Source organism: Bacillus cereus group sp. N14 (assembly GCF_016483555.1).
Lineage (GTDB): Bacteria > Bacillota > Bacilli > Bacillales > Bacillaceae_G > Bacillus_A > Bacillus_A wiedmannii.
Genome location: NZ_JAEHBQ010000022.1, coordinates 12,242 through 37,498, shown reverse-complemented (window position 1 = coordinate 37,498; position 25,257 = coordinate 12,242). Strand labels below are relative to the sequence as shown.

The following is a 25,257-nucleotide window of genomic DNA, read 5'->3' as shown; positions in this document are numbered from 1 at the left end:
ATATTTTTTGTTAAATTAAGGAATGCATTATTAGCGAGTAAATATGTAAAATATCCAAATTAACTAGCTTTAGTTGGACTATTGAAAAAAAGAATAGTGACGGATTAATGTTACTTATAAAACATATGAAATTAAAGAACTTGATTGTTATTTTGGACAACAAGTGCTTTTTTCATAGATGTATTTAAACTTAATGAATAATGCGCGGTATATATTAATAAAAGAAAATAAATTGTTAATATTGTATAATTGAAATTAGAAGAGCAAAAGGTGTGGGTTATACCAAAGAGTATTCTTTGAGAAATGATTTATTAACTCTTATTGAGGAGTGTGAATATGAAAGTTAATCATTCTGACTATGGAGGTTTTATTGTTTCTAAGAATGTTGTAGCCGGAAAACCAATACGTTATACATTTAGAGAAAAATCAGAAGTTCCTCAATTAAATGGGTGGACTATTTACTCTTCAGAAGATAATGATGAATATGTAAATGATTCTAGTAATTTTCAAGTTTTAGGAGCAAACTCTGTATTAGAAATAGCCCCAGTTATGTTAGAAATTTTTGATGCTCCCTATGGAACAGACCTATGTTGGTTGTATAAAGAAGGTGTTCATGTAGGATTTTATGATTTGATAAGTGAAGATGAGAAAGATATTGTTCAAATTGTAAAAGGAAATTGATGCTATTTTGTGAGTTCCTTGATCACTAACAAAAATACATTTCCAATAAGAAAAGTCAACAGCGACGTTAGGAGAACGTAATGGTCTGTTGACTTTTTTTATAGTGTCATTTCATGACAAGATTTATTTATCATCTTCGTTTAAGTTAATGGTTTCTTTGTTTTTACCAGCAATTCGTAGATTATTCAATTTGTTTTTACGAACTTCAAGGATAGCTTTTCTCATGTCTCGTTCGATTCGTTGCTTGTAAAGAAGTTCTGTAAATGCTCTAAAGCATTCATTACCACTTCCAACATGCACTCGAATCAATCAATCTAAATAAAAAAGCTCGCCTTTTTCATTCTTATTTTTTCAACAAAAACCGACATTCGCTCGCAAATCCTCAATAATATTAATTTCATCGGCAATACCATTGATATTATAGTTTGTCGGCTTGATATTTTAAGATTCCCAATATTTAAAGGGAATGATGTTAAGATTACAATGAAACTAGATAAAAGTTTATATATTAAGTTAGATGATATACAGTTTAAAAATTGAAAAAGGTGAAGTGCCAAGAGAACTTTTTACTCCACAATAGCTTGATCAGATTGAAAAGGGAAGAGCTAGAATAAAGGAGGTTACTTGGCGCCATCATCAGGTTCCTGGAAAGATGTAATTAGTATTAGAAGATATTCATGGGGCAGTTAACCATATTGGTGGAAATAAATGATGGGGAGAGGGTATGAGATGAGAAAAGATTTAGAGTGGGAATATGCTGATGCAGAAGTATCAGAAACTAAGATTAAAGAAATTGGATTACAATTAGGCTTCCAGTTACCTCAAGATTATATTGAGTGTGTAAAAATAAATGGAGGTGCGAGTGTATTACCAGAAGAATTTAATGTAGGTAATGTAGAGCGTTGCTTTGGCAGTTTATTTAGTTTTGATGAGGAAAGTAGTGAGTACATTGTTAAAAAGTATGAAATATACAAACCTACGCTTCCGCAAAAGATTTTCCCTATTGCAATTGATCCAGCAGGAAATTTAATATGTTTTGACTATAAAAATGCAAAAAGTAACCCTGTTGTGGTATTTTGGGAACATGAGAATGCTGGCGAAAAAGAAATGTTAATGCGTCAAGAAGGTTTAACAGAAGGACAAGTAGAAGAACTGGCAAGAGAAAAAGTATTTTACATTGCAGATACATTTACTGATTTTTTAAGTAAATTACACGATTAAAAAATATAATGATGAATGAAAAATAAAGTTTATGTGAAGTGGATAAAAAAATAATAGGATATTTGAACTATATACTCCATGATGGTTGTACCATCATGGAGTATTATGTGTAATGATAGAATAGAAAAAGAGGTACGAGCTTTGGCGAGATGACATTTTACTGGGGGCTGAATATAAATTATGGAATGTATATTAAACGAACTCGTACAAACTCGTAAGTTTTAACGTAATAGTTGTTACCACATATAAAAGGTGGAAGAGAAATTATGCTAAGGGATAAAATCAAAAATGATATATATTTTATCGAATTTATCGATTATGAGGAAAAGAGAATAGAAAAGTTTTTAATATTGGTTGAAAAGGTTATTGGGGAAAGAGGCAAAGGTGATAAAGGTGTAAAGAATGGATATATAGCGTTACAAGGATATTATTTTAATAAATTAAGGGCAATGTACTCTGCGGGTTGTTCTATTCAAACTATTCGTGATTTTTTACCTGAAGTAATAAATATAATGGAAAAAGTGTGGAATAAAGAAAGTGGATATATACGTATGTTATGGATGATATCTATAGCAGTAATGCTAAATGTTGAAGATAAAGAATTTAATAGACTAATAGCGATGGTAAGGAAAGAAGGATTAAATGATTATTTGATTAATTATTTTAATGCTTTTAGAAATGGTGAGTCATCAGATTTTTATGAGCAAAGTGAGTTTTATGTAAAAGATCCATATTTAAAATTAAAAGAAGTAATTGAGAGTAATAAAATTTCACAAGAGAATGCTATAAAAAATTTAGAGAAATATATAAAGGAATATTGGTATAAGGGACATTCAGAAGAAGCATGGTATGATGCACATGAAAATAAACATGATATTTATAGTGGTTACTGGAGTTTTGAAATTGGAGCAATCGCTAAAATTTTAAAATTAGATGACTCAACCTTGAAAGATAGTTCATATTACCCTTATGATATGGTGCATTGCCAAGAAAAATAAATGTTAGAATCCACAGTGATAAAATTTTATACTGTGGATTTTTTTAATTTGTGTTTAAGTACCTACTAAGGATACGTGTTAAGGAAAGGACCTAGATAACGTTCCGCGAATTGATGAAATTGAAGTAGACTTTAATTACGTAACTAAATTCGATTCAGAAGAATTTGCAAGACAGTTAAAGGATCAAGAAAAAGGTATGAATGCATTAACCGTATATGAGTATCAGCAAAATCGGAAGCGATTTATTGATGAATGTAGAGCAATAGAAGGAAATGCAGCACAAAAAGCAGCAGGAGAAAGAGCATTAAGAGATAAATTGAATAAGGATTAACACTTAAAGAAGTGAATGAATGAAAACTCAAGCGGTCTTATGTAATCCAGGTCAAGTCGCTGAGGAGATTCAGTATTTATGTTCTCAATGGAGGATTGAATAAATGTACTAGATGAACAAATTTGAAAAATATCTTCGAACGTGAATGAAGAGCAATTGAAAAATATCTATTTGAATGTCAAATTAACAAATTGAAGGAGGAAAAATTTTGCATACCTTAAAAATAATGAGTGAATTTAAACTGGAACAAAAAGTCCCTGAAAGTATAATTGAAAAATATTCTAATACACTTCCTGAATCATTAACTGGTATTTGGAAAGAGTATGGATTGGGAACGACCTTGAATGGATTTCTTAGGTTAATTAATCCTGAAGATTATTTTGAAATTGTGAAAGAAACATATATTAGACATCAAAATACAATACCATTATTTACAACAAGTATGGGGGATATCCTTTTGCTTGAGAAATATGGTGATAAATCATATATTATTCAATTAAATTATCGTAAAGGAAAATCAAAAGTCATTGCTTCTAAATTTGAGCTATTTTTAAGGTTTCTTGAGGAAGAAGAATATTTAGAAGAAGACATAGAATGGAATCCTTATTTAGTAGCCATCCAAAATTACGGAATACCAGCTTATAATGAGTGTTTTGGTTATATTCCTCTTCTTGGATTAGGAGGGACAGAAAAAGTAGAGAATCTGCAAAAAGTTAAATTGATTGAACATATTTATTTAATTACGCAGTTTATGGGGCCGATTGAATAAATGATTGTAGACCAAGAGATTACTTAATGGAAGTGTACGTAGATACGGTGAACGAACTTCAGTGAAAGCGTAAAAGAAGCACTAAAGAGGAATCCTAATGTTCGAGTAAAAGATTTAACTGTAAATGTTATAAGAACAGGAATTAATAAGAATAAGCCTGGTGAAATTACGTTCAAGTGTTGTCCACATTGTTCATATTTATTGAAGGAATTTGAAATGATATCGGAGGTTTCTAAATTTGGAAGATAAAATATTAAATGGAGAATACGTTATGAATAATGGCAAAAAGTTTGGAGAGGATTTTGGATATGGAGGAGATGAATACGATTCTTTTATAGTAGAAGATGATCAAGACAATAATGAGCATATTTTTACTGGAATCATTTATGACTGTTATGAGAATGGTAATTTAGCAAATTACTATATGGTTAAGGCTGGAATTAAAAATGGAGAAATGGTTAATTTTTATCCAAATGGACAAATTAAAGAAATTAAACATATAGAGAATAATACTTTAGAAGGTATACAAAAAGAATTTTATGAAAATGGTGTTATAAGATTAATGGAACATAGAGCTTTAGGGAGATTAGTGAGTTTTAAAAAATATGATGAACAAGGAAAAATAGTAGAAGAAATGAAGGAAACAAACAATGAAATCTACGATGTCAGATACCATAAATATTAGGGAAATTGGATTAGAACGCACACCAAAGTAGAAGAAAGATTACATGAAATGCAAAACGATCGATTTACAATTAAAGATATTACTTATATAAATTCGGATCATGAGGGACTTCGAAAATATATAGTAATTTTAGCACTTAATAGCGACGGTATATTTGAAAATAATCCCCCTTTCATTGAGGATTTGCTCAAAGTAACCATCATGCTTAAAGAAGAACTAGATAATAAAAATTTTGTCATAGATTTAACCAATAAGACTGGAACATTATACACAACTTGGTTATCATCAAAAGAAATTAAAGAAGCAAATAATATCGAAGATCTTGTAAAAGAGAGATTTCCTGTGAATTAAATGTAAAATCCTTTTTATGTTTGGTATTTGATGAGAACGCACAATATTTGGAAGTCTCAGTCCAAAGCCATCAACTTAAGGTTTTTATAACAACCCATTCTAAAAATCACATGTATTTTTGATTCGGGATGAATAAGGATAAATTTGGAATAAAGGTATACAAAGGGGGATTCTCTACAACCGTAATACATGTTATCATATTATTAAAATCCCTGAAATTTCCTTTAAGAGCAAAAATGAGCTTATATTTGTTTATTTATTTTATGTTACAGTTCCATATGGTAGTCAATTAAAAAACTTTTAAATAGGAGTATACATAATGAAAGCAAAGAAACTCGTAATGTTAGCCATTCCAGTTATGTTATTAGTAGGTTGTGGGACAGATAAAGTAGACTCAAAAGCGAAGGATAAAGTAGAGTCTAAAGCAGAAACAAAAGAGAAGTTATCGAAAGACATTTATCCAGTACGTATGACTAGCTTATCATCTGAGTTAATGGGAAAAATCACGAATATAGTAGAAGTAGCAATGAATAAAGAAAAGGATGAGAAAACTTTAAAGAAAGAAGTCCTAAAACAAGAATCTGAGTTACAAACAATCATTGCTAAGTTTGATAAGATTGAACCACCAAAAGAGTATGCAAAATCACATAAAGATTTACTAAAAGCAGTTGATTGTTATAGTAAAGCTTACTCAAAACAAGCTAAGTATTTTAAAGCAAATGAGAAGGATATAGACCCTGATAAGAAACAGGAAATCACAGAGTTAATCGAACGAGGTAATAAGTATTGGATATCAGGATTCCAACCTGTCCAAGACGAAACATCTAGAGTAGGCGCTGTGAATGCAAATAAAGCTGTAAAGGATAAGCAGAGTGCATTGGGGGATACAGACTCTGACACGATAAAAAGAACAGATGATGCTCCTAAGTCAAACGATGTATCTAATTTAGAAGAAGTTACGAAGTATAAGCAAGACATTATAGACAGTTCGAATGCAATTGCAGATACAATGCACTTAATTGAAGGAATAGCAGGTTCAGACATCAAGGCTTATGTACAGAAGAAAAGTGAAATCCAACTAAGTGTAGGTGGAGCAAAAGCAAATGCTAAGAAACTAAAGGAATTAAAAGCACCTTCAGGATTTGAGGGAGAACAAAACGAGATAAAACAATCCATGCAATATTATGAAGATGCTTTCCAACTTCTATTTGATGCAATAGAGCAAGAAGACCAAGCTAAACTTCATGAGTCAATGGGTAAGACACGTATAGGTGCAAAGATATTTGATGAAGCAACAAAGGGTATTGCAGATAAATCAAAATAATAAAGGGAATATGTAAATGAAACGTAAATTGTTATCTTTAGTTGTTCCAATCATGTCATTGTCAGGAATAGCTTGTTCTAGCAAAGACGTTGCAGAAGAAAAGAAGACTGATAGTTTGCAAGTAGCTGTAGATTATCAACTCAAGCCCCCACTGAGATGAAACATTTCAGTGGGGGCTTGAGTTAGAACGATAGGTCTTTTCGTCTATCGCTAGGAAGTTTGACGCTCTAGCATTCATGCCACCTTATGGTAATGCCCCAAGTATGTTTTTGGTTGGTACTAGAAACGAACAATCGTTTCCCCACTTGCACTATCCTTTCGAAAAACGGTAGTCCTGTTGTGATAATATCAAGTGATAAACCCGATTTAAATGGGATTCCTCCTCAACCAAGACTTTGGGGAAGAATAGTGAAATTTATTATACTGATCCAAGTAGTGGTAAAGTGACTCACATATGGAACTATAATCCGATTCTACCTGGTGGAGGTCAGGTTATGCCTGTACCCTCAAAGCCATACCCAGGGTTAGGGTGGATTCATCATCCTGAGAAAATCGCAGGAGTTTGGGGAAATGACCAAAAATATGCTGAACGATTAGAAAAGTAAGGGTGATTATTTTGGTAATGAAGGATGCTATGAGCAAATATTTTAATTTAAGAAAAGAATATTTTGATAAAGGGTTAGATTTTTTATTTAAAACGCCATACAGCGAAGAAGTGGCTTCATTTATATATAAGGGTGAAATGGATGATGAAAAAGAAATTTCATGGAAACCTATTGAAAAAAATAATAAAAATGATTTAACGATGATTGAGGAAAGGTTTGAAATTAAACTGCACACTTCAATTGATGATTATTTTAATTCTTATTGGTTTGCTGATTTAGATGGATTTATTGGTAATCATTATATTAGGCTAGAACCTGTATTACCAAATATTGAATTGGATTCCTTCGAAAGTAATTTAGAAGGGTATAAAAACAATCATAATAAGGTTGATAAGACTCCGATAGGTGTAGAGGGGAACGGTTTGATAGTTGTGTTACATAATGTAAGTGGTAAGGTTGAATTGGAGAATTTTGAACGAGGTTCGTTTAAAGCGATTTCGGATAGTCTAGATGAGTTGATTTCTAATTTAAAGTTACAAAAATAATATACTAAGAACATTTATATGAAAAAATGTCTGATATGAAGTGTAGCCTAAGTGTTAGATACAATTGGACTGCAGTTTTTTATAGAAAGATGTAATAAAAGATCAGGCTAAGACCTACAAAATTTATGCTATTTAAAAAACATATGAAATTAATGCACTTGATTGTCTACTTGAGGCAAGCAAGTGCTTTTTTATTCGTGCATGCAATACTATAAACTTATTTTATATGAATTCAAGTTAACAAAATTTGCTAATATTATATAATTAAAAATATATTAGCAAAAGACATGGACAATACCCCATTCTTCATAAAAAATCAAGAAACATAACTTAATGGAAGTACACGTAAATAGGGTGGAACGAACTTCGGTAGAAAGAGTAAACAATAAAGGAGATATGTAATGAAAATAAATGATACAGTTTTTGGCGAACTTGAGTTTAATAATTATGATTGGATTGGATATAAAAACATTGAGTTTTTTGGGAACGAAGTTAAGGTGGCATTAATAGTCAGGGGAGAAGATGATGGTCATTTTGAGAAAGAACAATATACGGCACATAACTTTTTAATAGAAAGATGGCTACAATTACAACAAAGTATTTTAGAGTCTATATTAGATTATTATAAACAAAAAAGATATGAACTTGGTTACGATGTTGAGCCTAACGAAAGTTATCCTTTAATAGAAACAGCTACTCAAATTCTTGAAAAAATAACTTTAGTTGGAATTTTTGTTCCAGATAATGATCTTATCGATTTTCTTGATATTGGACTTATATTTGACTGTACATGGGATATGGAAAATGGATTAGGCCTTTGTCTTATGAAAGGTGAAGTAACAGAGGTAGGTTATCAGGATGTTGTACTTTAAATTTTGAAGCCTATTTTTATAGAGACAATAATATTGTTTTATTATTCATTCGTAATAAACGAGCTGCAGCTTTAAAAGAAAAATCACCAAAAGAAGTAACAGTTAAGGTTGATGTAATATACTTTGGGAATGATATGAGTCTATACAAATTTATAGTTACTTACAATATAGATGGTAAGCCAGGTAATGCAAAATTAAAAATTTTATAAAAGGAGGGAAATGTAGTATGAAAGAGTTTGAAGATAGATTTAGTGAATTGCAAGCTGATATGGTATCCATATGTATGGAATATGTTGAAGATAGAGCGGATAAAGTATATATTTACGCTTCATGTGAAGTTACCAACATAGGAGCTAGTAATATTAATACAAAATAACTAGGAGGATTCAAATGATAGAACTGAATTTTTAACTATAGGCAAAAAGTATGTATTAAATGACGATCCTATTACTAATAATGATGAGAAGAAAGTTTAATAAATAGTTTGTAGGTTTATGTATAAAAGAATGTGTGAATAGAAAGGTAGTAGAATTATGAAAGAGAAAGTATCCATATGGGTTGGAAATTTTGAGAGTAAGGATGAATTTTTGAATTATACAAATAATGAATATACAGAAGATGGAGATAGTATATCTTCTAATTTCGAAAAGGACTTTAATTTGATTTATTATGATCGTGATTTAGTTGAAAAGGAATGGGTTAGTCAATCAAAAAATAATATAAAGGATTTATTGAAAGGTTTTTCTTACGTTGATCAATTTATTCAACGATTTAAGTATACAAACTGTGAAAAGAAATTTAACGCAGCCATTTTAATTTACAATATGGAATACAATGCTAAGCAAAGAAAGGTTAAATATAAAAGTAACGAATTAGAATTTGTTGGAATTTATCAATATAGTATACCTATTGATGATAGATGGTAAATTTAAAGTTGGCTATAATTATGAGTATCTTCCAAAGGTAAATTCGTATGAATGACAATATGGGAATATACAATTTAACCTCATACCTAAATCTAATTTCAAAAAGAAATATTTGGACATTCATGAAGGGAAGAAAGTTTGAGTACAGTGGATTGTACTAGTACTGGATTGAGCATATTAAAACTTATAGTAGATTAATACAAATTCATATTAGTTTAATAATCAATGTAAAAAGATGATGTAATACATATACTATTAGAATGAAAGCATTAGGAGCGGCAATTTATGATAATAATGAATAATTACTCCAAGATAGGAACATATATCATGTTAGAAAGTAGCGGATATTCAATAGTCGAAAAGAACAAGGTAGAGTTGGTTAGACAAGGTGTTGGAGGATTTAGTGAAGATGGGCAGGTAGTTGGTATATATATTAAAAATAACAAATTATATTTTTTCTATAATGGACTTTCATTTGAAACATCGATAGGCAATTTCATTTGTGTAAATAGGTATATTTCCAAATATGAAAGATGTTTTAGTGTAACAATAGCAGGCCGAAATATCTGCCATATAGTTTACGAGCCTTTTATTGATCCAGGAATGATCTATTATGATGCAGATCCTGAAGAGTTTGATGTGTTACTATACTTAAGTAAATTATTGAAGAACGAGGATTCTATTAAGAGATTTTTGTACGGAATGGAAATGCTAAAAGAGCAGCATAAAGAATAGTGTTTTGGGTGTGGATACAATGAACTTTAAAATGTAGTACCATTACGAGTTAATTTGAATAACGCTATAAGAAAATTATCGGCATCTTTACGGAGAAAAAAAGAAGTTGAGATAAGGGGATTAATATGCAAAATATTCAACTAGCTAAAGAAATTCGTACAGCCATTAAGCAAAATAATGTTAAAGGTGTAGTTGAGTTAATTGGTTCAGATACTGAGCTCTTGAATATGTCGATGAGACCGTTTGGAACTTTTCTTCATGTTGCAGCCACACATGGAAAGCTTGAAATAGTCAAGCGACTTATAGAATTAGGTGCTGATATAAATAAGCGCGGTGATGTATATGGTGGTGGGGCACTTAACCAAGCGGCTTCAAAAGGACAGTTTGAAATTGTTAGGTATCTATTGACTTGTGGAGCTGAAATGGATACGAGTGAACCGGAAAGGAATCCTTTGTTTGGTGCTATTCAGGGTGGATATATAGATATTGTAAAACTTCTGATTGAAAATGGAATTGACATTCACGTTAAGTACACGGGAGAATATATGAAAAATATGAATGCGTTAGCATTTGCACATAAACAAGGGCAAATAGAAATAGCGAATTTATTGGATGCTACTAAAAGAGGGGCATATAAAGATACTGGGGAAAATGAAAAAACTGAGATTTTAGATTATATAACAGAACAATTCGGCCCCATTGAGGATACTATCAGTGAAATCATACCCGGTAGTAAGGTATCAATTGATATTCAAATTATATTGCCATCAAAAAAACATGATTTTATAACTCTTGTGACTACTGGGATGAGTGATTTTGCAATGGATGATTCGGAAGACAGTAAGGGATTTAAGTATGCTGAATTAGTATTAAAGTTGCCTGCAAATTGGCCAATAAACAAAACAGAATTGACGAACAAAGATAATTATTGGCCTTTGAAGTGGGTGAGAATGGCTGCTCACATACCTCATAAATATGATGGTTGGTTAGAGGAAGGGGTCATTCTTCCAAATGGAGAACCTCCAATGCCATTTGCTTCTAATACAGAATTATCATGTATTTTAATCGGTAGATCTAAAGAGGTAAGAAGTTTTGTAGATTCAGAAAATAGAATGATTAATTTTTATACTTTAATACCTATTTATACAGAAGAAAGAATCAAAGCTTTACAAAAAGGACATGAATATTTAATAGGAAAATTTGATGAATGTGGTGTTTCAGATGTACTTGATATTAAAAGAGAAAACATTGGATTAAAAGAACAAGACTAGAGGTATTACATTTACTTGTTATAATATGTTTGATACGTAAGAATATTATGCCAGTATCCATTGACCATGGATGCTGGTTTTTTAACAGATATAAAAAATTGTAAGATTGAGTATATGTTTTTGAATGAAATTGCTTTAAAACTGGGGTATGCTGTAAATATTACTGGTAAAATTATATCATTTAGATAACTAGATACGTGTGATAGTTGTAGCAAAGTAATAGCTGAATTTGCTAATAAATATAAGAATATTGAATTGGAAGTTATTCGCAATAACGATGAAAGACTTAAACTATAAAAGAGGAGTGATATCATGGAAGACTGGGAATATAATGAAATATTTGAGGTGATTAACGAAGACTATAATGATTATTTAAAATTAAATAGGGGACATGATTATGCAATAGCGAGAACTGTTAATGAATATATAAATGTTGGAAAGGTAGAAGACTTTATTGTTGATACTGCTGTAGGTGAAATATTGTTATCCAAAAATAAGGTCTTTATTGGATATGTTGAAGGGATAACAAAGAGATTAAGTATGTTTAAAGATTTAGATGTTACAAACGAACTGACACATGAAGAAATAGTAGACTTGACTAATAGGGTAGAGAAAGTACTAGATGGTCTTAGTAAGGTTGAGATAGATTATAACCTTTATTTCGAGTAGTTATTTGCGAAATTGAACAAGAATATTTTTAAATTATGAATTAATGATGTGCTTTTTATGGATATTTACTTTGGACAACATGAAAGATGATATGCTGAAATTCAGAGCCCATGAAGGTAGTACCATCATGGAGTACAATGTGCGATGATAGAATAGAAAACAAAGTACGAGCTTAGGCAAAATGAAATTTTACATAGTGGTGAATATAAACACATGGAATGGGCATGAAACCAATAAACCCATAAGTTTTTACGTAGTAGTTGTCAATACATATAAAAGGTGCCATAGTACTCTAAAACTTACAAAATTAATGCTATTTAAAAGAGATGAACTTTGAGTACTTGATTGTCAGCTAAAGACAACAAGTGCTTTTTATTTTAAGATTACAACATAGGGTACGAGTAATGTACCTAAAGGCTATTATCAATCAAGATGCAAATGGAAAATGGCATCGACCTGGTGGGGAATACGCCTGGGAAAGGCTCCAATACGGGGAGAGAAGTAAATGGAAAGAATGGGAAATTCAATTTCATCGAAAATCGTACAAAACGTGATGGTGAAATAGAATTTATGGCAAGTGATAATAAATGGTATCCTCTAGATCAAGCAGATATGACTCATTTAACTGATGTAGTTTTATGGTGGAATAGTACATACAGGTAGACATTATGGAGCGAAGTCCCAGCGGTTAGAGAATGGATGTTAGACTCCAATAATTATGTATTAGATCATGATAGTTTAAATCGATTCGCAGGTACAAAGTTAAATGAAAACTACTTGCCAACAAATAAATAATTATTGGGAGGATTTATATTGGAACTTAATGATCAAGTGTATGACCGAATTGTGAGATTATGTAACGAAGGAGATGCTTTTGTTGAAAAAGGAAAAGATGATAAAGCAATAGAGAGCTATATCGCTGCTCTGGATTTGGTTCCGTTACCGAAGACCGATTGGGAAACAAGTACATGGATTTATACAGCATTAGGAGATACTTATTTTTTAAATCGTGAGTATGAGAAAGCGAAAAGTAATTTATATAATGCACGAAACTGTCCGGATGGTATTTCAAATCCATTTATTTTACTGAGACTTGGAGAGAGTTTATTCGAGTGCGGGGAGCTTGATAAAGCTAGAGAGTATTTGCTAAGAGCATATATTTTAGAAGGCTATAAACTCTTTTTTAATGAGGATGATAAGTATTTTGAATTGATTAAGGATATGATTTGAGGAGGGTAAATATGGCTATTTTACAATCACATATAAAAGAAGAATTCGAAAGTCTTTTGGAAAAAAGCAATGAAGAATTCAATAATGGTAACTATAATGATTCTATTGTGTTATTAGAAGAGGCATGGGATATAATACCTGACCCTAAAGGTATTTATTGTGAAGAGAGTTACCATTTAGTTAAGGATATTATCTCCACTTGTTTTATGCTAAATGATTTAAAAAAAGCAAAAGAGTGGGCAGATAAAATATTTTTAACTGGATTTGCACGTATAGATTCCGGTGATAAGGAATTTATTGCAGGAAAAGTTTCTTTTGAATTAGGTGATTTAGAAACCGCAAAAGAATTTTTTAGTATTGCCAATAAAAAATCAGAAGGTAGATGTTTTGGGAATCCGAAGAATACTAAGTATCTGAAAGTTTTAAAAAGGTAAATGTTTAGCTGCGTAAAAAGAATTTAAGAAGCTGATTACATTATATCTGAAACAGTATGCCTGATTTATTACCATTAGAACATAGAAAAATTGGAAAGGAGGATTAATATGGAAAGTCCAGGAGCTGTTTCTCTTTGGTTTGGAAGTAGTACTAGCGAAATGGTGTTAAGAAAGTATGTAGAAATAAAATATGATAATGAGGGGAACAGAATTCCTTCGCGTTTTATGAATGATTTTCAAATAGATTTCATTGAGTATAACCAAGACTTATTAGAATGTACATATAATGAACATGTTACATCTTCTTTGTCTGAATTACTACAGAATGCTTCGTATTCTGAATCAATTATAAGTGAACTTATAGACTTTTATGGTGAAAATTTAGAAGAACAATACAATACTGTCATTAGGTTATATGATTTTGAGTATGAAGAACCTGTTGAAGAAGCAAAACTGGATGGTAGAAACCTGAAGTATATGGGGTCGGTAATGTATGAAGATTAGAAGTCTAATGTAATAATGGGGATGGAGTAAAAATGACAATGATACAATTTAATTCTTATCATCAAAAAGTAGAGATAAAGAGAAATTTAGAACTTATGAACTTAGAACATAAAAAAATTAGAGAGTATGTAAATTTTGATGTATGTTCTTTTGAGCAATTAGATGAATTTCAAGTAGGATACAGCATTGACACCGATGGAAACTCCCTTGTAACCGATGAGGAAGATACTTGGGATGCAAATTGGATTGTTATTGCATATGAAACTATGTGTGGAGATCCAATTATTATTGACTTAAGTGAAGAAGGATACCCTATATCTTCCCTCATGCACGGAATGGATAGTTGGAGTGGTGGCGATTTTCTTGCAGATTCCATGGAATCATTTATTAATTTTATGAAAGATATAGGTGATTTTCTTACTGAGAAACAAGTGTTAGAAGGTAAAAGAATGATACAAACTAAAGAATTGGAAATATTGCTAAATGAGTTTTTGGAAAGAAATAAATTTACTGATTTTGAAATGTGGCACTCTTTATTAAGTCCATTATTTGATATTGCAGAAGAATATGAGCAAACAATGGAGAGTAAAGTAAAAAAGATGAAGGAAGAAGGAAAGAAAATAACGGAAATTGCCCACATGCTTAATATAAAACCTAAAGAAGTGTATGAGTATATTAAGAAAGTTTAATAGCAACTCTTCACTTTTAAGAGAATAATCAGGCACGATGATGGAGCAATACAGGCAGAAAATGCTTGGATTTTTATAAAGCCGAAACAAAAAATCTGCTGAAGAAGACTCCATTTTGCTCAATCTTTTTTCAAGATGGATGTTTTTTATTTATCGTAAAACTTAGGATTGAGAGTTGTTTTTGATTAGACTTTATTTCTATTGATCATATAAATATTCTTGAAGAAGTAGAAAGAGACCTTGAGATGTGTGCACTAAATCGTTTAGTAAATGGAAAAGTAGATAATTTTTATCCCGCATTAACGGGCAGTAAGACCCCCACCTCAAAATTCAGCGAAAACAAAGAAGTTAGGTAGGGAATCAACTGCCCGTAAAAGCCCGATTGGTTCAACTAATAATCAGTGGGTGATGAACAAAACCCCCACTGATTAAAGTTTCACTTTATGAAAAGGTATTTGAGGTGTATAAAATGGGAGGATGGCCTTGTGGATGGAAAGGTGAGTACATGGAAGGGAAAATGATTGTCTACTTACCAAATGAAAAATGAAGGCTTACATACCGACATACTTTATAAATTTCATGAAATCTATTGCGAAACGATTATAGAGAGATGACAGGCGATACGTTTAAATATCTTGATAGTTTAGGAGGAATTATTAAATGATTAATCTATCTAATATTCCAGATTTGATAGAAAAGTCAGCAGCGAGTGATATTGAAATTCAAGCAGTAGAAAATCGTATGAATGTTACATTACCTAATGTATATAAAGAATTATTGAGATGTACAAATGGCTTTTCAATTGGTGGTGGGTTAATTATTTATGGAACGGAGCATATTGCAGAAAGGAACGAGGTTTGGGAAGTAGATGAGTATGCGAGGGGATATGTCTCAATTGGTGATGATGGTGGGGGGAATGTATTTTTAATGGCTCAACATGCAGAGGAAAAAGAGGTGGTAGTAATTGATTCTGGGGATATGAATCCAAGCCATGCTACTGTAATTACCGCTGATTTTAAAAAATGGGTGAATAGTGGTTGTGTAGGTGAAATAGAACAGAAAACAATACATAAGTCATCTGATATTTGTAATATAGTGTTAGTGAAAACTCCTAGTGAAGATTTGAAAGATTTAATAAGAATAAAGAACGTATTAGAGCTTGAGATTTCCGCAATTGATTTGCTAAAGGGTTCAAAAAATCTGCCTTATATATTAGTAGAGAGATTTCCATACGGGAAGGCGAAAAAACTTATTGAAAAATTAGCAATTGATAGTACTATACTGAGTATAGAAACGACTGGAAAAAACAGTTAATATTAGAGGGTAACTTTTATAAGAATAGAGAAATCTATATGGATCCAAGGGAGTAAATAGGGAGAGTTAAAAATGATTATAAATGATGCAGTTTTTGGTGAGATTGAGTATACATATGGATGGGTTAAGGACATTAACGTTGAATTTTGTGGAAAAGAAGTTGAAATAGCATTGATAGTGAAAGGTGAAGAAGACGGTAAGTTTGATGAAGGACAATATACTGCTTATAATTCATTATTGCAAAATTGGGAACGACTACAGCACGGTTTTTTACAAGCGATTTTAGACTATTACAAGCAAGAGCGTCAACAATTAGGATATGATATTGGATTTAATGAAAATTATCCGCATATCGAAACAATTGATCAATTACTTAAGAGGATCACTTTAGTTGGAATTGTAGTCCCATATGGAGATATTCATGAAGAACGAGATATTGGGATAACTTTCGATTGTACGTGGGATACAGAGAATGGATTAGGAATACGTTTACTAAATGAAAAAGTAACTGAAGTGGGGTATCAAGATGTTGCTATTTGAATTTTAATCTAAGGAGTGAAAAAGTAAAAAGAATTGAAATGTTATGCAAAGAATACGAAAAAGATATGCCAACTGAGATGAAATTAATATACGATGCTAAGAGTGGTAAGTTTAAAGCTGAATATGAGTATGATTTAATTCATACAAACGATGATATAAAAACGGCTAATGATTTTGCTGATGAGTGGTTTGAGAAAGTGAAAAATAATAACCTTTAAAAAATCAAAATTAAAATTAATAGATAGATTTAAATTGAATTAATAACTCATGAAGGTTGTAACGTTCATTTGTAGAATAGAAATAACACCAAATTCCAGATAAAGTGCAATTGGTATGAACCACTTAGATGAGTCATATAGAATGGGATAACCAAGAAAAACTTGTTAGTCGGTATTATGTGCTAGGGGGAGCCCGGAAAATGGGTGTTCATTTTCCACAAGATTATATTGAATGTGTACTTGAACATAATGGTGCAAGTGCGGAACCAGAAGCTTTTGATGTAAATGAAGTAGTGAGGTGATTTGGCTCGTTACTTTTTTATGATGAAAAACGCATAGAGAATATATTAAAGGTTTATGAAAATTATAAAGGAACGATTCCTAATCAGGTTATTCCTTTTGCAATTGATCCTTCAGGGAATTTGATCTGTTTTGACTATAAAAATCATGAAGAAAATTCAATTGTCATCTATGGGGAGCATGAAGGCGCATGGGAGGAAAAAGTGTTAATAGAGGGTGAAGGGATTACAACAGAAGAAGCAGAGAAAGTTAGTGAGGGTTTCCTTTTTTATAGATTCAATCTTTAATAAAGGCTCTGTTAAGGGGAAATGTTGATATTTAAAACCTATCTGAAATCTTATTATTAAATACATCATAAATAGAGAGAGGAGGAATAACAATATGAATTTAGTAGAGCAATATGATACGTTATTAATTAATGCAGAAAGTCTTTTAAATACCTATGAGGATATTGTAAAGAATAAAGATTTTTATAAAGAAGGACAACGGGTAATTGGTATATGTAAAGAATGGATAACAAATAATGAAATTACTGCTGATGATATATATGAAACTGTTGATTCACAGGATGGATACGATATAGTAGAATTTGGTTGTTTGAAAGGTATAACCGAGGAAGAATCGTATATGTGGGCTTTATTAACGAATATAGTGTGTATTATGTAGTCTTGCCTATCAAATGGAAAATCAAAAATATGTGCCACAGGCTATCGAGTGCATTATAGAGGAGAGAATAGAACTATTTGTAATATTTATTAATCAAAATATGGGTGTACATGAGAACGTTAAAGAGTGTATCAAGTATTTTAATGAAAACTTATGTTATTAATATAGCCTACTATCAGCATTGTTCTTTAACAAAGCCTTAATAAAAAAGTTAGTTTGATAGCAAAAAGTAATACCCTCAAAATAAAAAATACGTTATTCTTTCTGTAGAATCAATGGAGGAAAGTAAATGAATACAGAGAACTTGGAAAGTATTTATCAAAAAGTAGTTATACAGTTAAACAGTATTATTCCAGAACCGTGGGAAAAAGTAATGGTATATTCAGAAGTTGATGAATATAGTGATTCGACGGTATTTTTCTACTATCCCAAAAATAAGCAGGAACCGATATACAATTTAGATATTGAAGATATGGAAGGGATTGATGAAGACGAGACTGATCGTCAATTAAATATTCTTGACAGTATCTTCAGAGAGTTATGGAAAGAATTTAAAAGAAATAAGCAGGAACCTTGGACCAATTTAACATTTGAGTTATACTCTACTGGTAAGTTTGATGTTGAATTTGATTATACTTTATTAGAGGAAGAAAATAATTATAATCATTATGAGAGATTACTTATATGGAAGTATAAAAAGTTAGGAGTTTCTCCTGATGAAAAGAGAGAAAGTGATCTGAAACTAATTAAAGAATATATTCATACACAAAAATAATCTCTACTAGGGTTATAGATATAAGGTGTTTGAAAATAGATATCCTATGATAGCTGTCCTATCATAGGGTAGGTGTCTCATTTTTTACTGTATCGAATATCTCATCTCATACGTTTTTATACTTATTATATATGGTTACACACAACTCATCGTTTATTCTTGCCAACAACCTATTTTCCTCAATGATTCTCACCGAATCATCTTTCATGTATAAATTAAATCGAGCACGTAATTCCTAGTTTGTTTCAGGAAATACGCTTCATTTCATAATAAGTCATTGGTAAATCCCTATAATTAAAATTCGGAAAATTGAAATAAAATGTTAAAGTATGTAATTATTTGTTTTATAATGGAATTGTTGTTTGGTAAGACTATTTTAAATATTGAAATGTTTGTAATCTAAATCAAACAGGAGGTTGTAAATATGGAGAGGAAATATGTAATTAGGATTCTAGCTTTACTCTCTGTCATATCTCTTTTCTTTAACTTAATGTTACCAAAGGCTAGCGCAGAAATTGAAAAGATTCCATCATTGAAAACAACAGCTACAAACAAAGCTGATGGCGGAAAAGAGATGCATGCAAAGGAGTCTATCACGATCCAAGACAAAGTAGAGTACACTAACTTAGTTGTTGGTAAAGAGTACACTGTAAAAGGTAAACTAATGAATAAAGTTATAAATAAGCCATTATTAATTGAAGGAAAAGAAGTAACAGCTGAGACTAAGTTTACAGCAAAAGAAACGAATGGTTTTGTAACATTAGACTTTCCTTTCGTTGGTGCAGAACAACAAGGAAGAGAAGTGGTAGTGTTTGAAGAACTATATGAAGATGGTGTTTTAGTGGCAACTCATGCTGACATTAATGATGTAGGGCAAACGGTTCGATTTGTAGAACCAACACTCAAAATAACAGCTACAAATAAAGCGGATGGTGGAAAAGAGATGCATGCAAAAGATTCCATCACGATTCAAGATAAAGTAGAATACAAAGATTTGATCGTAGGGAAAGAATATGTTGTAAAAGGTAAACTAATGAACAAAGTTACGAACAAACCATTATTAATTGATGGAAAGGAAGTAACAGCTGAGACTAAGTTTACAGCAAAAGAAAAGAACGGTTTTGTAACATTAGACTTTCCTTTCGTTGGTGCAGAGCAGCAAGGAAGAGAAGTGGTAGTATTTGAAGAGGTATATGAAGACGGTGTTTTAGTGGCAATTCAATCTGACATTAACGATGTGGGGCAAACGGTTCGATTTGTAGAACCAACAATTAAAACAACAGCAACAAACAAAGCAGACGGTGGAAAAGAGATGCATGCAAAAGATTCCATCACGATCCAAAATAAAGTGGAATATAAGGACTTGATCGTAGGAAAAGAATATGTTGTAAAAGGTAAATTAATGAACAAGGTTATGAACAAACCATTATTAATAGATGGAAAGGAAGTAACAGCTGAGACTAAGTTTACAGCAAAAGAAAAGAATGGTTTTGTAACACTAGACTTTCCTTTCGTTGGTGCAGAGCAGCAAGGAAGAGAAGTAGTAGTGTTTGAAGAGGTATATCAAGACGGTGTTTTAGTGGCAGTTCAATCTGACATTAACGATGTAGGGCAAACAGTTCGATTCGTAGAACCAACAATCAAAACAACAGCAACAAACAAAGCAGATGGTGGAAAAGAGATACATGCAAACGAATCTGTCACGATCCAAGATAAAGTGGAATACAAAGACTTAATCGTAGGAAAAGAATATGTAGCAAAAGGTAAACTAATGGATAAAGCAACAAAGAAACCTTTACTAGTTGACGGTAAAGAAGTAGCAGTAGAATCTAAATTTACTGCAAAAGAGAAGAATGGTTCTATCACACTTGATTTCACATTTAATGCTTCTAAACTACAAGGTAAAGAAGTAGTAGTATTTGAAAAACTATATCAAGATGATATCTTAGTAGCAATCAACGTTGACATTGAAGATGCGGACCATACAGTGAAGTTCAAAATGGAAAAATTAGGAAAAACACAGCGGGAAAAGCCGCAATTAGAGCAACCTAAAACAGGAAAAACATCAAAAGCTGGAACATTACCAGCTACAGGTGGAAATATGTACTTTACGTGGTTCTCAGTCGGAGCCGGTCTTTTGTTATTAACTCTTGGAGCAATATTATTTATGAAACGTAGAAATGCATAATAATTAATTAGTCTTTTAGACAGAAGGTATGGATAGGAAATATAGTTATAAAGAAAGGCTCTCTTTTGATTCGTTTTTTCAAAAGAGGGTCTTTTCCTAGTAACATACTGGTTGGTAAACGAAATGTTACTAAGGAATATATGTATAGAACTAGATACAAGTAATAGTTGAGAAAAAAATATTGTTATTTTACTAATGGGCTTGATGTATGATTACAAAAATTAATGAAAAATGGCGTTGAAGCAGCATTTGACTTTAATCGAGAGAATACTTGTAAATAAAATAGAATTCAGCCTTTTTTCTAGTATAAGGGGGGATAGTTTGTGGGAAAAGATGAAATTGCAAACTTATTAGACAGTATGTTAGATAAAGAATTAGAGGATTTAGATTCCCCTTCAGATAATGATTGGAGGGAACTGGAGAAAAAATTTGGATGTCAATTTCCTAAAGAATTTAAATGCTTTATTGAACTAATGTCTGAATATGTATTTCCAGGGGATATTTTAAATGTTTCTAGTGGTAAGACGAACGGAAATGATACTATTGAATTTATTTATGATTATGAAATGAAAGAAGGTTTTTGGAAAAACGAACTAATCCCTTTTTATAGTATAGGTAATGGAGATTACTTTTGTCTTCATTCAAAAGAGAGCCAGCAAACGGGAGTTTACTTTTATTTTCATGAAGAACATGGTGTAACTAAGGAAGCCGATAATTTTGAAGAATGGTTAAATCAATTACCAATCTATTTGAATTAATAGCAAAAGATAGACTCGTATTCTAAAAGTTAATTCTTTTATTAAACTATGAATTTTTTGAAACGCTTTAATAAACTATACTCAAAGTATGGAGGGGAATAAATGTCATTAGAAAAAAAGATATCTATTTTAAAAAGAATACGTTTTCTGGAGCATGAAGATGATAGCATTGAGCTATTTGAAGAAATCTTAAATGAAATATTGCAAAAGGCAGATAATAAAGTAATTATTGATCTATGCAGTGTATTTCATGATGAAATAGATGAACCTTCGATTGTTGGTGATTTAATTGAATCGATTTTTTATATAATCGAAAAAAATGGAGTTGAAGATGGTTTAAGTAAAGTTATTGAAGGGATAAGTATTGTTTTGCCACAAGCTAAATATTGTGCTAAAAGGTTCTATAGAAGTCTTCTAGCTTCAGATGATTTTATTATTCCATTTATTAATGTATTGAAGAAGGCTAAAACTACAAATAAAGAAGGCGTTATTAAAATTTTGAAAGAAATAAGTGAGAAACAACCACAACAATATTTTGAAAAAGTTGATTTGATTTGTAAAGAGGTTATTTAATACTTTAATTATAAAATAACTCTAAAGTTTGCGTGTAGGATCATGAAAATAGCTTTAATATGTTTCATTAAAATATCAATCTAGATAAATCATATGGTTAACACTAGCTAGAGTGGCTTCGAAAAATATTTGAATAGCACGCCAAAAGCAATGGGCAATTTGAAACCAATCCTTGTAATGGGGCGTACTATTGAGGATTACTTTGTGTAATTCTAGCCCAAAAAAGGATTGAATATTTATTAGAAGGTGAAGTTATGTGGAGAGAGAAGATTAGTCATATATCAAAAATAAGAGAAAACCAAAATCGAAAATTGAATTTACCTACTAATGAAAAGGAGTTATCAAGATTTCGTAAATCTGTAGTAGAAAAATTTGGTGAAGATGTATTGCCACAGCAGTACTATGAATTTTTACAAACAGTTAATGGAATTGAATTTAATGGATTAATAATATATGGGATTGACCAAAGTTTTTTAGACTTTAAGCCAATAAATCAGGTAGATAGTTTTTTTGATGCTAATGAAATATGGGAATCAATTAAAGACGAAGAGGAGCTGATTTTTTTCGGAGATTCAGATATAGCTTGGTATTGTTATAATGTTTCCAAAAAGAAATTTGTTGAACTAGACAAGCCTTCAGGCGAGCATATGGAAACTTTTTGCGATTTTGATACTATGCTTAAATCTGCTCTCTCAGCAGCAATAAGCTAAATGTATCGTAGTCAATGTTTAACTACTTAAGCTAGATGAAAATAATGCAGGGGGATTCTATGAAAAGTAGGGAAAAAGCGATAAAAATCTATGATTTAATTGGCGATGGTGATATAGAACAAGCGAAAGAGATAATTATCACTGATAAAAGTTTACTTGATTTTGTAACACCGTTTGGAACTTGGCTACATGTTTCGGCTAGAGCTGGTGAATTGGATATGATCAAATTTCTTGTTGAGTCTGGTATGGATATTAACCGTAATGAAGGTGTACCAAAGTCAGCACCTATTGCACATGCAGCTAGTGAAGGTGAAATGGGTATTGTCGAGTACTTATTTGATAATGGTGCAATATTAGATGTTAGTGATCCAAATAGAAATCCTCTATTTTCAGCGATTTATGGTGGAAATTTTAATATTGTAAAGTATCTTGTTCAGAGCGGTATTGATATAACTGTAAAGTATACAGGGGATACTATGAAAGATATGGGAGCTTATGAATTTGCTATTGAAAGAGGAAAAGTGGAAATCGCTGAATATTTAAAAATGTACACTTGAGATGGAAGCCACATATTGATGTAATAGAAAAGTATGGAACACTTACATAGAGTGAATGTTTCGGGTTTGTTCCTTTTCTTGGGTTAGATATTTGTTTAACAAATGAAGAAATAACAAGAATAGGTTATTAGGATGTCGCGATTTAAGTAGAAAAATGAAGACATCAATCCGTTATAAAACTATTAATATGATGTTATAAGTACATCGTATTAATAAAGGTTAAGAAGGGTTGTATTATGGTTGAAAGTAAGAACACCCTAGCGAAGAGCTAGGGTGTTTGTGTTATATAGTTTCACCATATGCTTCCGAATTAGGAGCAGGAGTAATCAACGAATCTTTTGTAGCGTTTCCTATAATAGAATGTAGGCGTTTAACATTTAAATATAGGAAGAAAAACAATTAAGCTTTTATTTTATTTAAAATGGATACTCTATTAGTAGTGAATAGTAAATAATTTTGCTTTACTGTCTTAATTAAAATACGATCAGTTGTACCATATGCTGTTCCAATTCGGATTACGCTTTTTTCTTCAACACCAGCATATGTATTATCTTCCGTTACCTCAGTGATTTCACATAATGGAATATGAATTTTAGAGAATTGCCATGAAATAATTAGTTCATCTTTTGTTTTTTCAACATGAATACCTAACATATTACCAGAACCTTTCTATAATAAAATTTCACTCGTGCTATTTTATTATACAAATTTATAGATTGTATTTCTATTTTTTTACAGGGGTTATACGACTAACAACGAGAAAAATGTTCATAATTACTTTCATTCCTATTATAATGAATTCTACAATAGAAAACAGAACGTATATTTGGTATAATCGAAATATACTATATGAAACGATGTACATGAGTTTGAGATTTATGAAAAAAGGTAAGTAATACATAATAATACATACGCTATAGGATTCAGTTCATGTTATACAAATCAATCGTTAGAAAGGAAAAGAAGTATGAATCAAATTTCATTCGAAGATTTATTTGAAGAAGAAAACAAACCAGAAAAGGTGGAGGTAGCTGAGATTCCCGTACCTTTATCGCCCTTACAAAAGGATATTTTAGAGTTAATTAATTCTGAAGAAATAAGTGCACTTGAGTTATGCGAACAATTAATACGAGCTGGTAAAATATCAGATGAAAGATTCACAACGAATAAGCCTAAAGCATATGGGCAAGTATGCTTACTATTAGAAGGTTTTGTTAAAGAAGAAAAGCTTATTTTTGTCAAAAGTGATGAGAAAAGAGATAGAGTATATAAATTGAAAGACGAAGATTCTAACGAATAAAATGTATAAAGTATAGTAATGAAATAAGGAAATCCTCATATTTGTGTTGAAAGATTATTTTCACATAAGCATGGGGATTTTTTTGAGGGAGCATGTATGAAAGATTGGGAGTATAATGAATTATTTCATGCAATTCGGGAGGCGTATGAAGAGTTATTAGGTGAAGAGAGAGGGTATCGATATGCTATAGCAAAACTAGCGGATGAATTTGATAATGTAGGAAAGATTGAAGATGTTATCGTTGATACTGCCATAGGAGAAATAGCAGTCAATCATCATATGGCTTTTGTTGGGCGTGTTAAAGGTATAACAAAGAGGCTAAGTATGTTTAATCTTCAAGAGGCAGAAGGTGAATTGACAGTAGAGGAAATAAAAGATTTATCGATAAGAATGAATAATGTAATAGAAGGATTAAAAAATGTAAAGAGTGATTATAAATCTTCGGTTGAATAATTCATGTTTCTACAAATGTAAGAGACATAGCTAAACAAGAGAATAGAAATCGCTGCATACATAAA

Annotated in this window: 31 protein-coding genes and 6 pseudogenes; 36 read left to right on the top strand and 1 reads right to left on the bottom strand. The window is 31.2% G+C overall.

The window, feature by feature from the left end; genetic code table 11:
* Positions 1-336 precede the first annotated feature (336 nt).
* The 34 genes and pseudogenes from JDS82_RS23775 (at position 337) to JDS82_RS23610 (ending at position 23,439) form a co-directional block, all read left to right on the top strand.
* The gene (locus tag JDS82_RS23775) at positions 337-681 is read left to right on the top strand and encodes a DUF2185 domain-containing protein (RefSeq protein ID WP_061672664.1); all 345 of its coding nucleotides are present in this window, start codon (positions 337-339) and stop codon (positions 679-681) included.
* Positions 682-1,410: 729 nt separating this feature from the next.
* Positions 1,411-1,902: an SMI1/KNR4 family protein gene (locus tag JDS82_RS23770; RefSeq protein ID WP_199714058.1), complete on the top strand. Its 492-nt coding sequence runs from the start codon at positions 1,411-1,413 to the stop codon at positions 1,900-1,902.
* Positions 1,903-2,168: 266 nt separating this feature from the next.
* Positions 2,169-2,900 (top strand): PoNe immunity protein domain-containing protein, encoded by a 732-nt coding sequence (locus tag JDS82_RS23765; RefSeq protein ID WP_199714057.1) that lies wholly within the window; start codon positions 2,169-2,171, stop codon positions 2,898-2,900.
* A 109-nt stretch (positions 2,901-3,009) separates the two neighbouring features.
* Positions 3,010-3,231: a polymorphic toxin type 15 domain-containing protein gene (locus tag JDS82_RS30430; RefSeq protein ID WP_080117919.1), complete on the top strand. Its 222-nt coding sequence runs from the start codon at positions 3,010-3,012 to the stop codon at positions 3,229-3,231.
* A 226-nt stretch (positions 3,232-3,457) separates the two neighbouring features.
* The gene (locus tag JDS82_RS23755; protein WP_199714078.1) at positions 3,458-4,000 is read left to right on the top strand and encodes a T6SS immunity protein Tdi1 domain-containing protein; all 543 of its coding nucleotides are present in this window, start codon (positions 3,458-3,460) and stop codon (positions 3,998-4,000) included.
* Between the two features lie 271 nt (positions 4,001-4,271).
* Positions 4,272-4,559, top strand: a pseudogene (locus JDS82_RS30235) (toxin-antitoxin system YwqK family antitoxin); the annotation flags it as partial.
* 88 nt (positions 4,560-4,647) lie between these two features.
* Positions 4,648-5,036: pseudogene (locus JDS82_RS23745) on the top strand (hypothetical protein); the annotation flags it as partial.
* Positions 5,037-5,355: 319 nt separating this feature from the next.
* The gene (locus JDS82_RS23740) at positions 5,356-6,360 is read left to right on the top strand and encodes a DUF7018 domain-containing (lipo)protein (protein WP_016134950.1); all 1,005 of its coding nucleotides are present in this window, start codon (positions 5,356-5,358) and stop codon (positions 6,358-6,360) included.
* Between the two features lie 16 nt (positions 6,361-6,376).
* Positions 6,377-6,520 carry a hypothetical protein gene (locus JDS82_RS23735; RefSeq protein WP_016087112.1) on the top strand — a complete coding sequence of 48 codons (144 nt, stop codon included), beginning with the start codon at positions 6,377-6,379 and terminating at the stop codon, positions 6,518-6,520.
* A gap of 474 nt (positions 6,521-6,994) precedes the next feature.
* The gene (locus JDS82_RS23725) at positions 6,995-7,510 is read left to right on the top strand and encodes a SecY-interacting protein Syd (RefSeq protein WP_016087113.1); all 516 of its coding nucleotides are present in this window, start codon (positions 6,995-6,997) and stop codon (positions 7,508-7,510) included.
* A gap of 401 nt (positions 7,511-7,911) precedes the next feature.
* Complete coding sequence (locus JDS82_RS23720; protein ID WP_000700063.1) at positions 7,912-8,382, top strand: DUF6985 domain-containing protein; 471 nt, start codon at positions 7,912-7,914, stop codon at positions 8,380-8,382.
* 226 nt (positions 8,383-8,608) lie between these two features.
* Entirely contained in the window at positions 8,609-8,758 is a 150-nt protein-coding gene (locus JDS82_RS23715) for a hypothetical protein (RefSeq protein WP_002096454.1), read from the top strand.
* A 157-nt stretch (positions 8,759-8,915) separates the two neighbouring features.
* Positions 8,916-9,308 carry an immunity 22 family protein gene (locus JDS82_RS23710; RefSeq protein ID WP_000660887.1) on the top strand — a complete coding sequence of 131 codons (393 nt, stop codon included), beginning with the start codon at positions 8,916-8,918 and terminating at the stop codon, positions 9,306-9,308.
* Positions 9,309-9,593: 285 nt separating this feature from the next.
* A complete protein-coding gene (locus tag JDS82_RS23705) occupies positions 9,594-10,043 on the top strand; it encodes a hypothetical protein (protein WP_199714054.1) in 450 nt (149 codons plus the stop codon).
* Between the two features lie 125 nt (positions 10,044-10,168).
* Positions 10,169-11,314, top strand: a complete 1,146-nt coding sequence (locus tag JDS82_RS23700) for a suppressor of fused domain protein (RefSeq protein ID WP_088113440.1) — start codon at positions 10,169-10,171, stop codon at positions 11,312-11,314.
* 201 nt (positions 11,315-11,515) lie between these two features.
* Positions 11,516-11,611, top strand: a pseudogene (locus JDS82_RS29880) (deaminase domain-containing protein); the annotation flags it as partial.
* Between the two features lie 15 nt (positions 11,612-11,626).
* Entirely contained in the window at positions 11,627-11,983 is a 357-nt protein-coding gene (locus tag JDS82_RS23690; protein ID WP_098986737.1) for an Imm3 family immunity protein, read from the top strand.
* 432 nt (positions 11,984-12,415) lie between these two features.
* A complete protein-coding gene (locus JDS82_RS23685; protein WP_199714081.1) occupies positions 12,416-12,646 on the top strand; it encodes a hypothetical protein in 231 nt (76 codons plus the stop codon).
* A gap of 150 nt (positions 12,647-12,796) precedes the next feature.
* Positions 12,797-13,213: a tetratricopeptide repeat protein gene (locus JDS82_RS23680; RefSeq protein ID WP_016124896.1), complete on the top strand. Its 417-nt coding sequence runs from the start codon at positions 12,797-12,799 to the stop codon at positions 13,211-13,213.
* Positions 13,214-13,224: 11 nt separating this feature from the next.
* The gene (locus tag JDS82_RS23675) at positions 13,225-13,647 is read left to right on the top strand and encodes a hypothetical protein (RefSeq protein ID WP_199714053.1); all 423 of its coding nucleotides are present in this window, start codon (positions 13,225-13,227) and stop codon (positions 13,645-13,647) included.
* Positions 13,648-13,755: 108 nt separating this feature from the next.
* Positions 13,756-14,151 carry an immunity 22 family protein gene (locus JDS82_RS23670; RefSeq protein ID WP_199714052.1) on the top strand — a complete coding sequence of 132 codons (396 nt, stop codon included), beginning with the start codon at positions 13,756-13,758 and terminating at the stop codon, positions 14,149-14,151.
* 32 nt (positions 14,152-14,183) lie between these two features.
* Entirely contained in the window at positions 14,184-14,840 is a 657-nt protein-coding gene (locus JDS82_RS23665; protein ID WP_199714051.1) for an SMI1/KNR4 family protein, read from the top strand.
* 436 nt (positions 14,841-15,276) lie between these two features.
* Positions 15,277-15,387 (top strand): annotated as a pseudogene (locus JDS82_RS30225) (cytoplasmic protein); the annotation flags it as partial.
* Between the two features lie 113 nt (positions 15,388-15,500).
* Complete coding sequence (locus tag JDS82_RS23660; RefSeq protein WP_016134948.1) at positions 15,501-16,154, top strand: SMI1/KNR4 family protein; 654 nt, start codon at positions 15,501-15,503, stop codon at positions 16,152-16,154.
* A gap of 72 nt (positions 16,155-16,226) precedes the next feature.
* Positions 16,227-16,694, top strand: a complete 468-nt coding sequence (locus JDS82_RS23655; protein WP_016134947.1) for a DUF2004 domain-containing protein — start codon at positions 16,227-16,229, stop codon at positions 16,692-16,694.
* 14 nt (positions 16,695-16,708) lie between these two features.
* Positions 16,709-16,912 (top strand): annotated as a pseudogene (locus JDS82_RS23650) (DUF600 domain-containing protein); the annotation flags it as partial.
* A gap of 128 nt (positions 16,913-17,040) precedes the next feature.
* Positions 17,041-17,499 (top strand): annotated as a pseudogene (locus JDS82_RS23645) (SMI1/KNR4 family protein).
* A 94-nt stretch (positions 17,500-17,593) separates the two neighbouring features.
* Positions 17,594-17,878, top strand: a complete 285-nt coding sequence (locus JDS82_RS29875) for an Imm6 family immunity protein (RefSeq protein WP_242474927.1) — start codon at positions 17,594-17,596, stop codon at positions 17,876-17,878.
* Positions 17,879-18,167: 289 nt separating this feature from the next.
* Positions 18,168-18,653, top strand: a complete 486-nt coding sequence (locus tag JDS82_RS23635) for an immunity protein YezG family protein (protein WP_016134944.1) — start codon at positions 18,168-18,170, stop codon at positions 18,651-18,653.
* A 424-nt stretch (positions 18,654-19,077) separates the two neighbouring features.
* The gene (locus tag JDS82_RS23630) at positions 19,078-20,841 is read left to right on the top strand and encodes a VaFE repeat-containing surface-anchored protein (RefSeq protein WP_199714050.1); all 1,764 of its coding nucleotides are present in this window, start codon (positions 19,078-19,080) and stop codon (positions 20,839-20,841) included.
* Positions 20,842-21,164: 323 nt separating this feature from the next.
* Entirely contained in the window at positions 21,165-21,599 is a 435-nt protein-coding gene (locus tag JDS82_RS23625) for an SMI1/KNR4 family protein (RefSeq protein ID WP_016087134.1), read from the top strand.
* Positions 21,600-21,701: 102 nt separating this feature from the next.
* Positions 21,702-22,172, top strand: a complete 471-nt coding sequence (locus JDS82_RS23620) for an Imm30 family immunity protein (RefSeq protein WP_048566037.1) — start codon at positions 21,702-21,704, stop codon at positions 22,170-22,172.
* Between the two features lie 254 nt (positions 22,173-22,426).
* Positions 22,427-22,882: a YrhA family protein gene (locus tag JDS82_RS23615; protein WP_048566038.1), complete on the top strand. Its 456-nt coding sequence runs from the start codon at positions 22,427-22,429 to the stop codon at positions 22,880-22,882.
* Positions 22,883-22,941: 59 nt separating this feature from the next.
* Positions 22,942-23,439: an ankyrin repeat domain-containing protein gene (locus tag JDS82_RS23610; RefSeq protein WP_199714049.1), complete on the top strand. Its 498-nt coding sequence runs from the start codon at positions 22,942-22,944 to the stop codon at positions 23,437-23,439.
* A gap of 399 nt (positions 23,440-23,838) precedes the next feature.
* Here JDS82_RS23610 and JDS82_RS23605 read toward each other — a convergent pair whose 3' ends face one another.
* On the bottom strand, positions 23,839-24,093 hold the full coding sequence (locus JDS82_RS23605) for a SunI/YnzG family protein (RefSeq protein ID WP_000900622.1): 255 nt from the start codon (positions 24,091-24,093) through the stop codon (positions 23,839-23,841).
* Positions 24,094-24,406: 313 nt separating this feature from the next.
* On the opposite strand from JDS82_RS23605, the gene JDS82_RS23600 reads away from it, so the two are divergent.
* Both JDS82_RS23600 and JDS82_RS23595 read left to right on the top strand, forming a co-directional pair.
* Entirely contained in the window at positions 24,407-24,739 is a 333-nt protein-coding gene (locus JDS82_RS23600; protein WP_048566040.1) for a DUF3895 domain-containing protein, read from the top strand.
* A gap of 96 nt (positions 24,740-24,835) precedes the next feature.
* On the top strand, positions 24,836-25,192 hold the full coding sequence (locus tag JDS82_RS23595; RefSeq protein WP_199714048.1) for an Imm3 family immunity protein: 357 nt from the start codon (positions 24,836-24,838) through the stop codon (positions 25,190-25,192).
* The last annotated feature ends 65 nt before the right edge of the window (positions 25,193-25,257 follow it).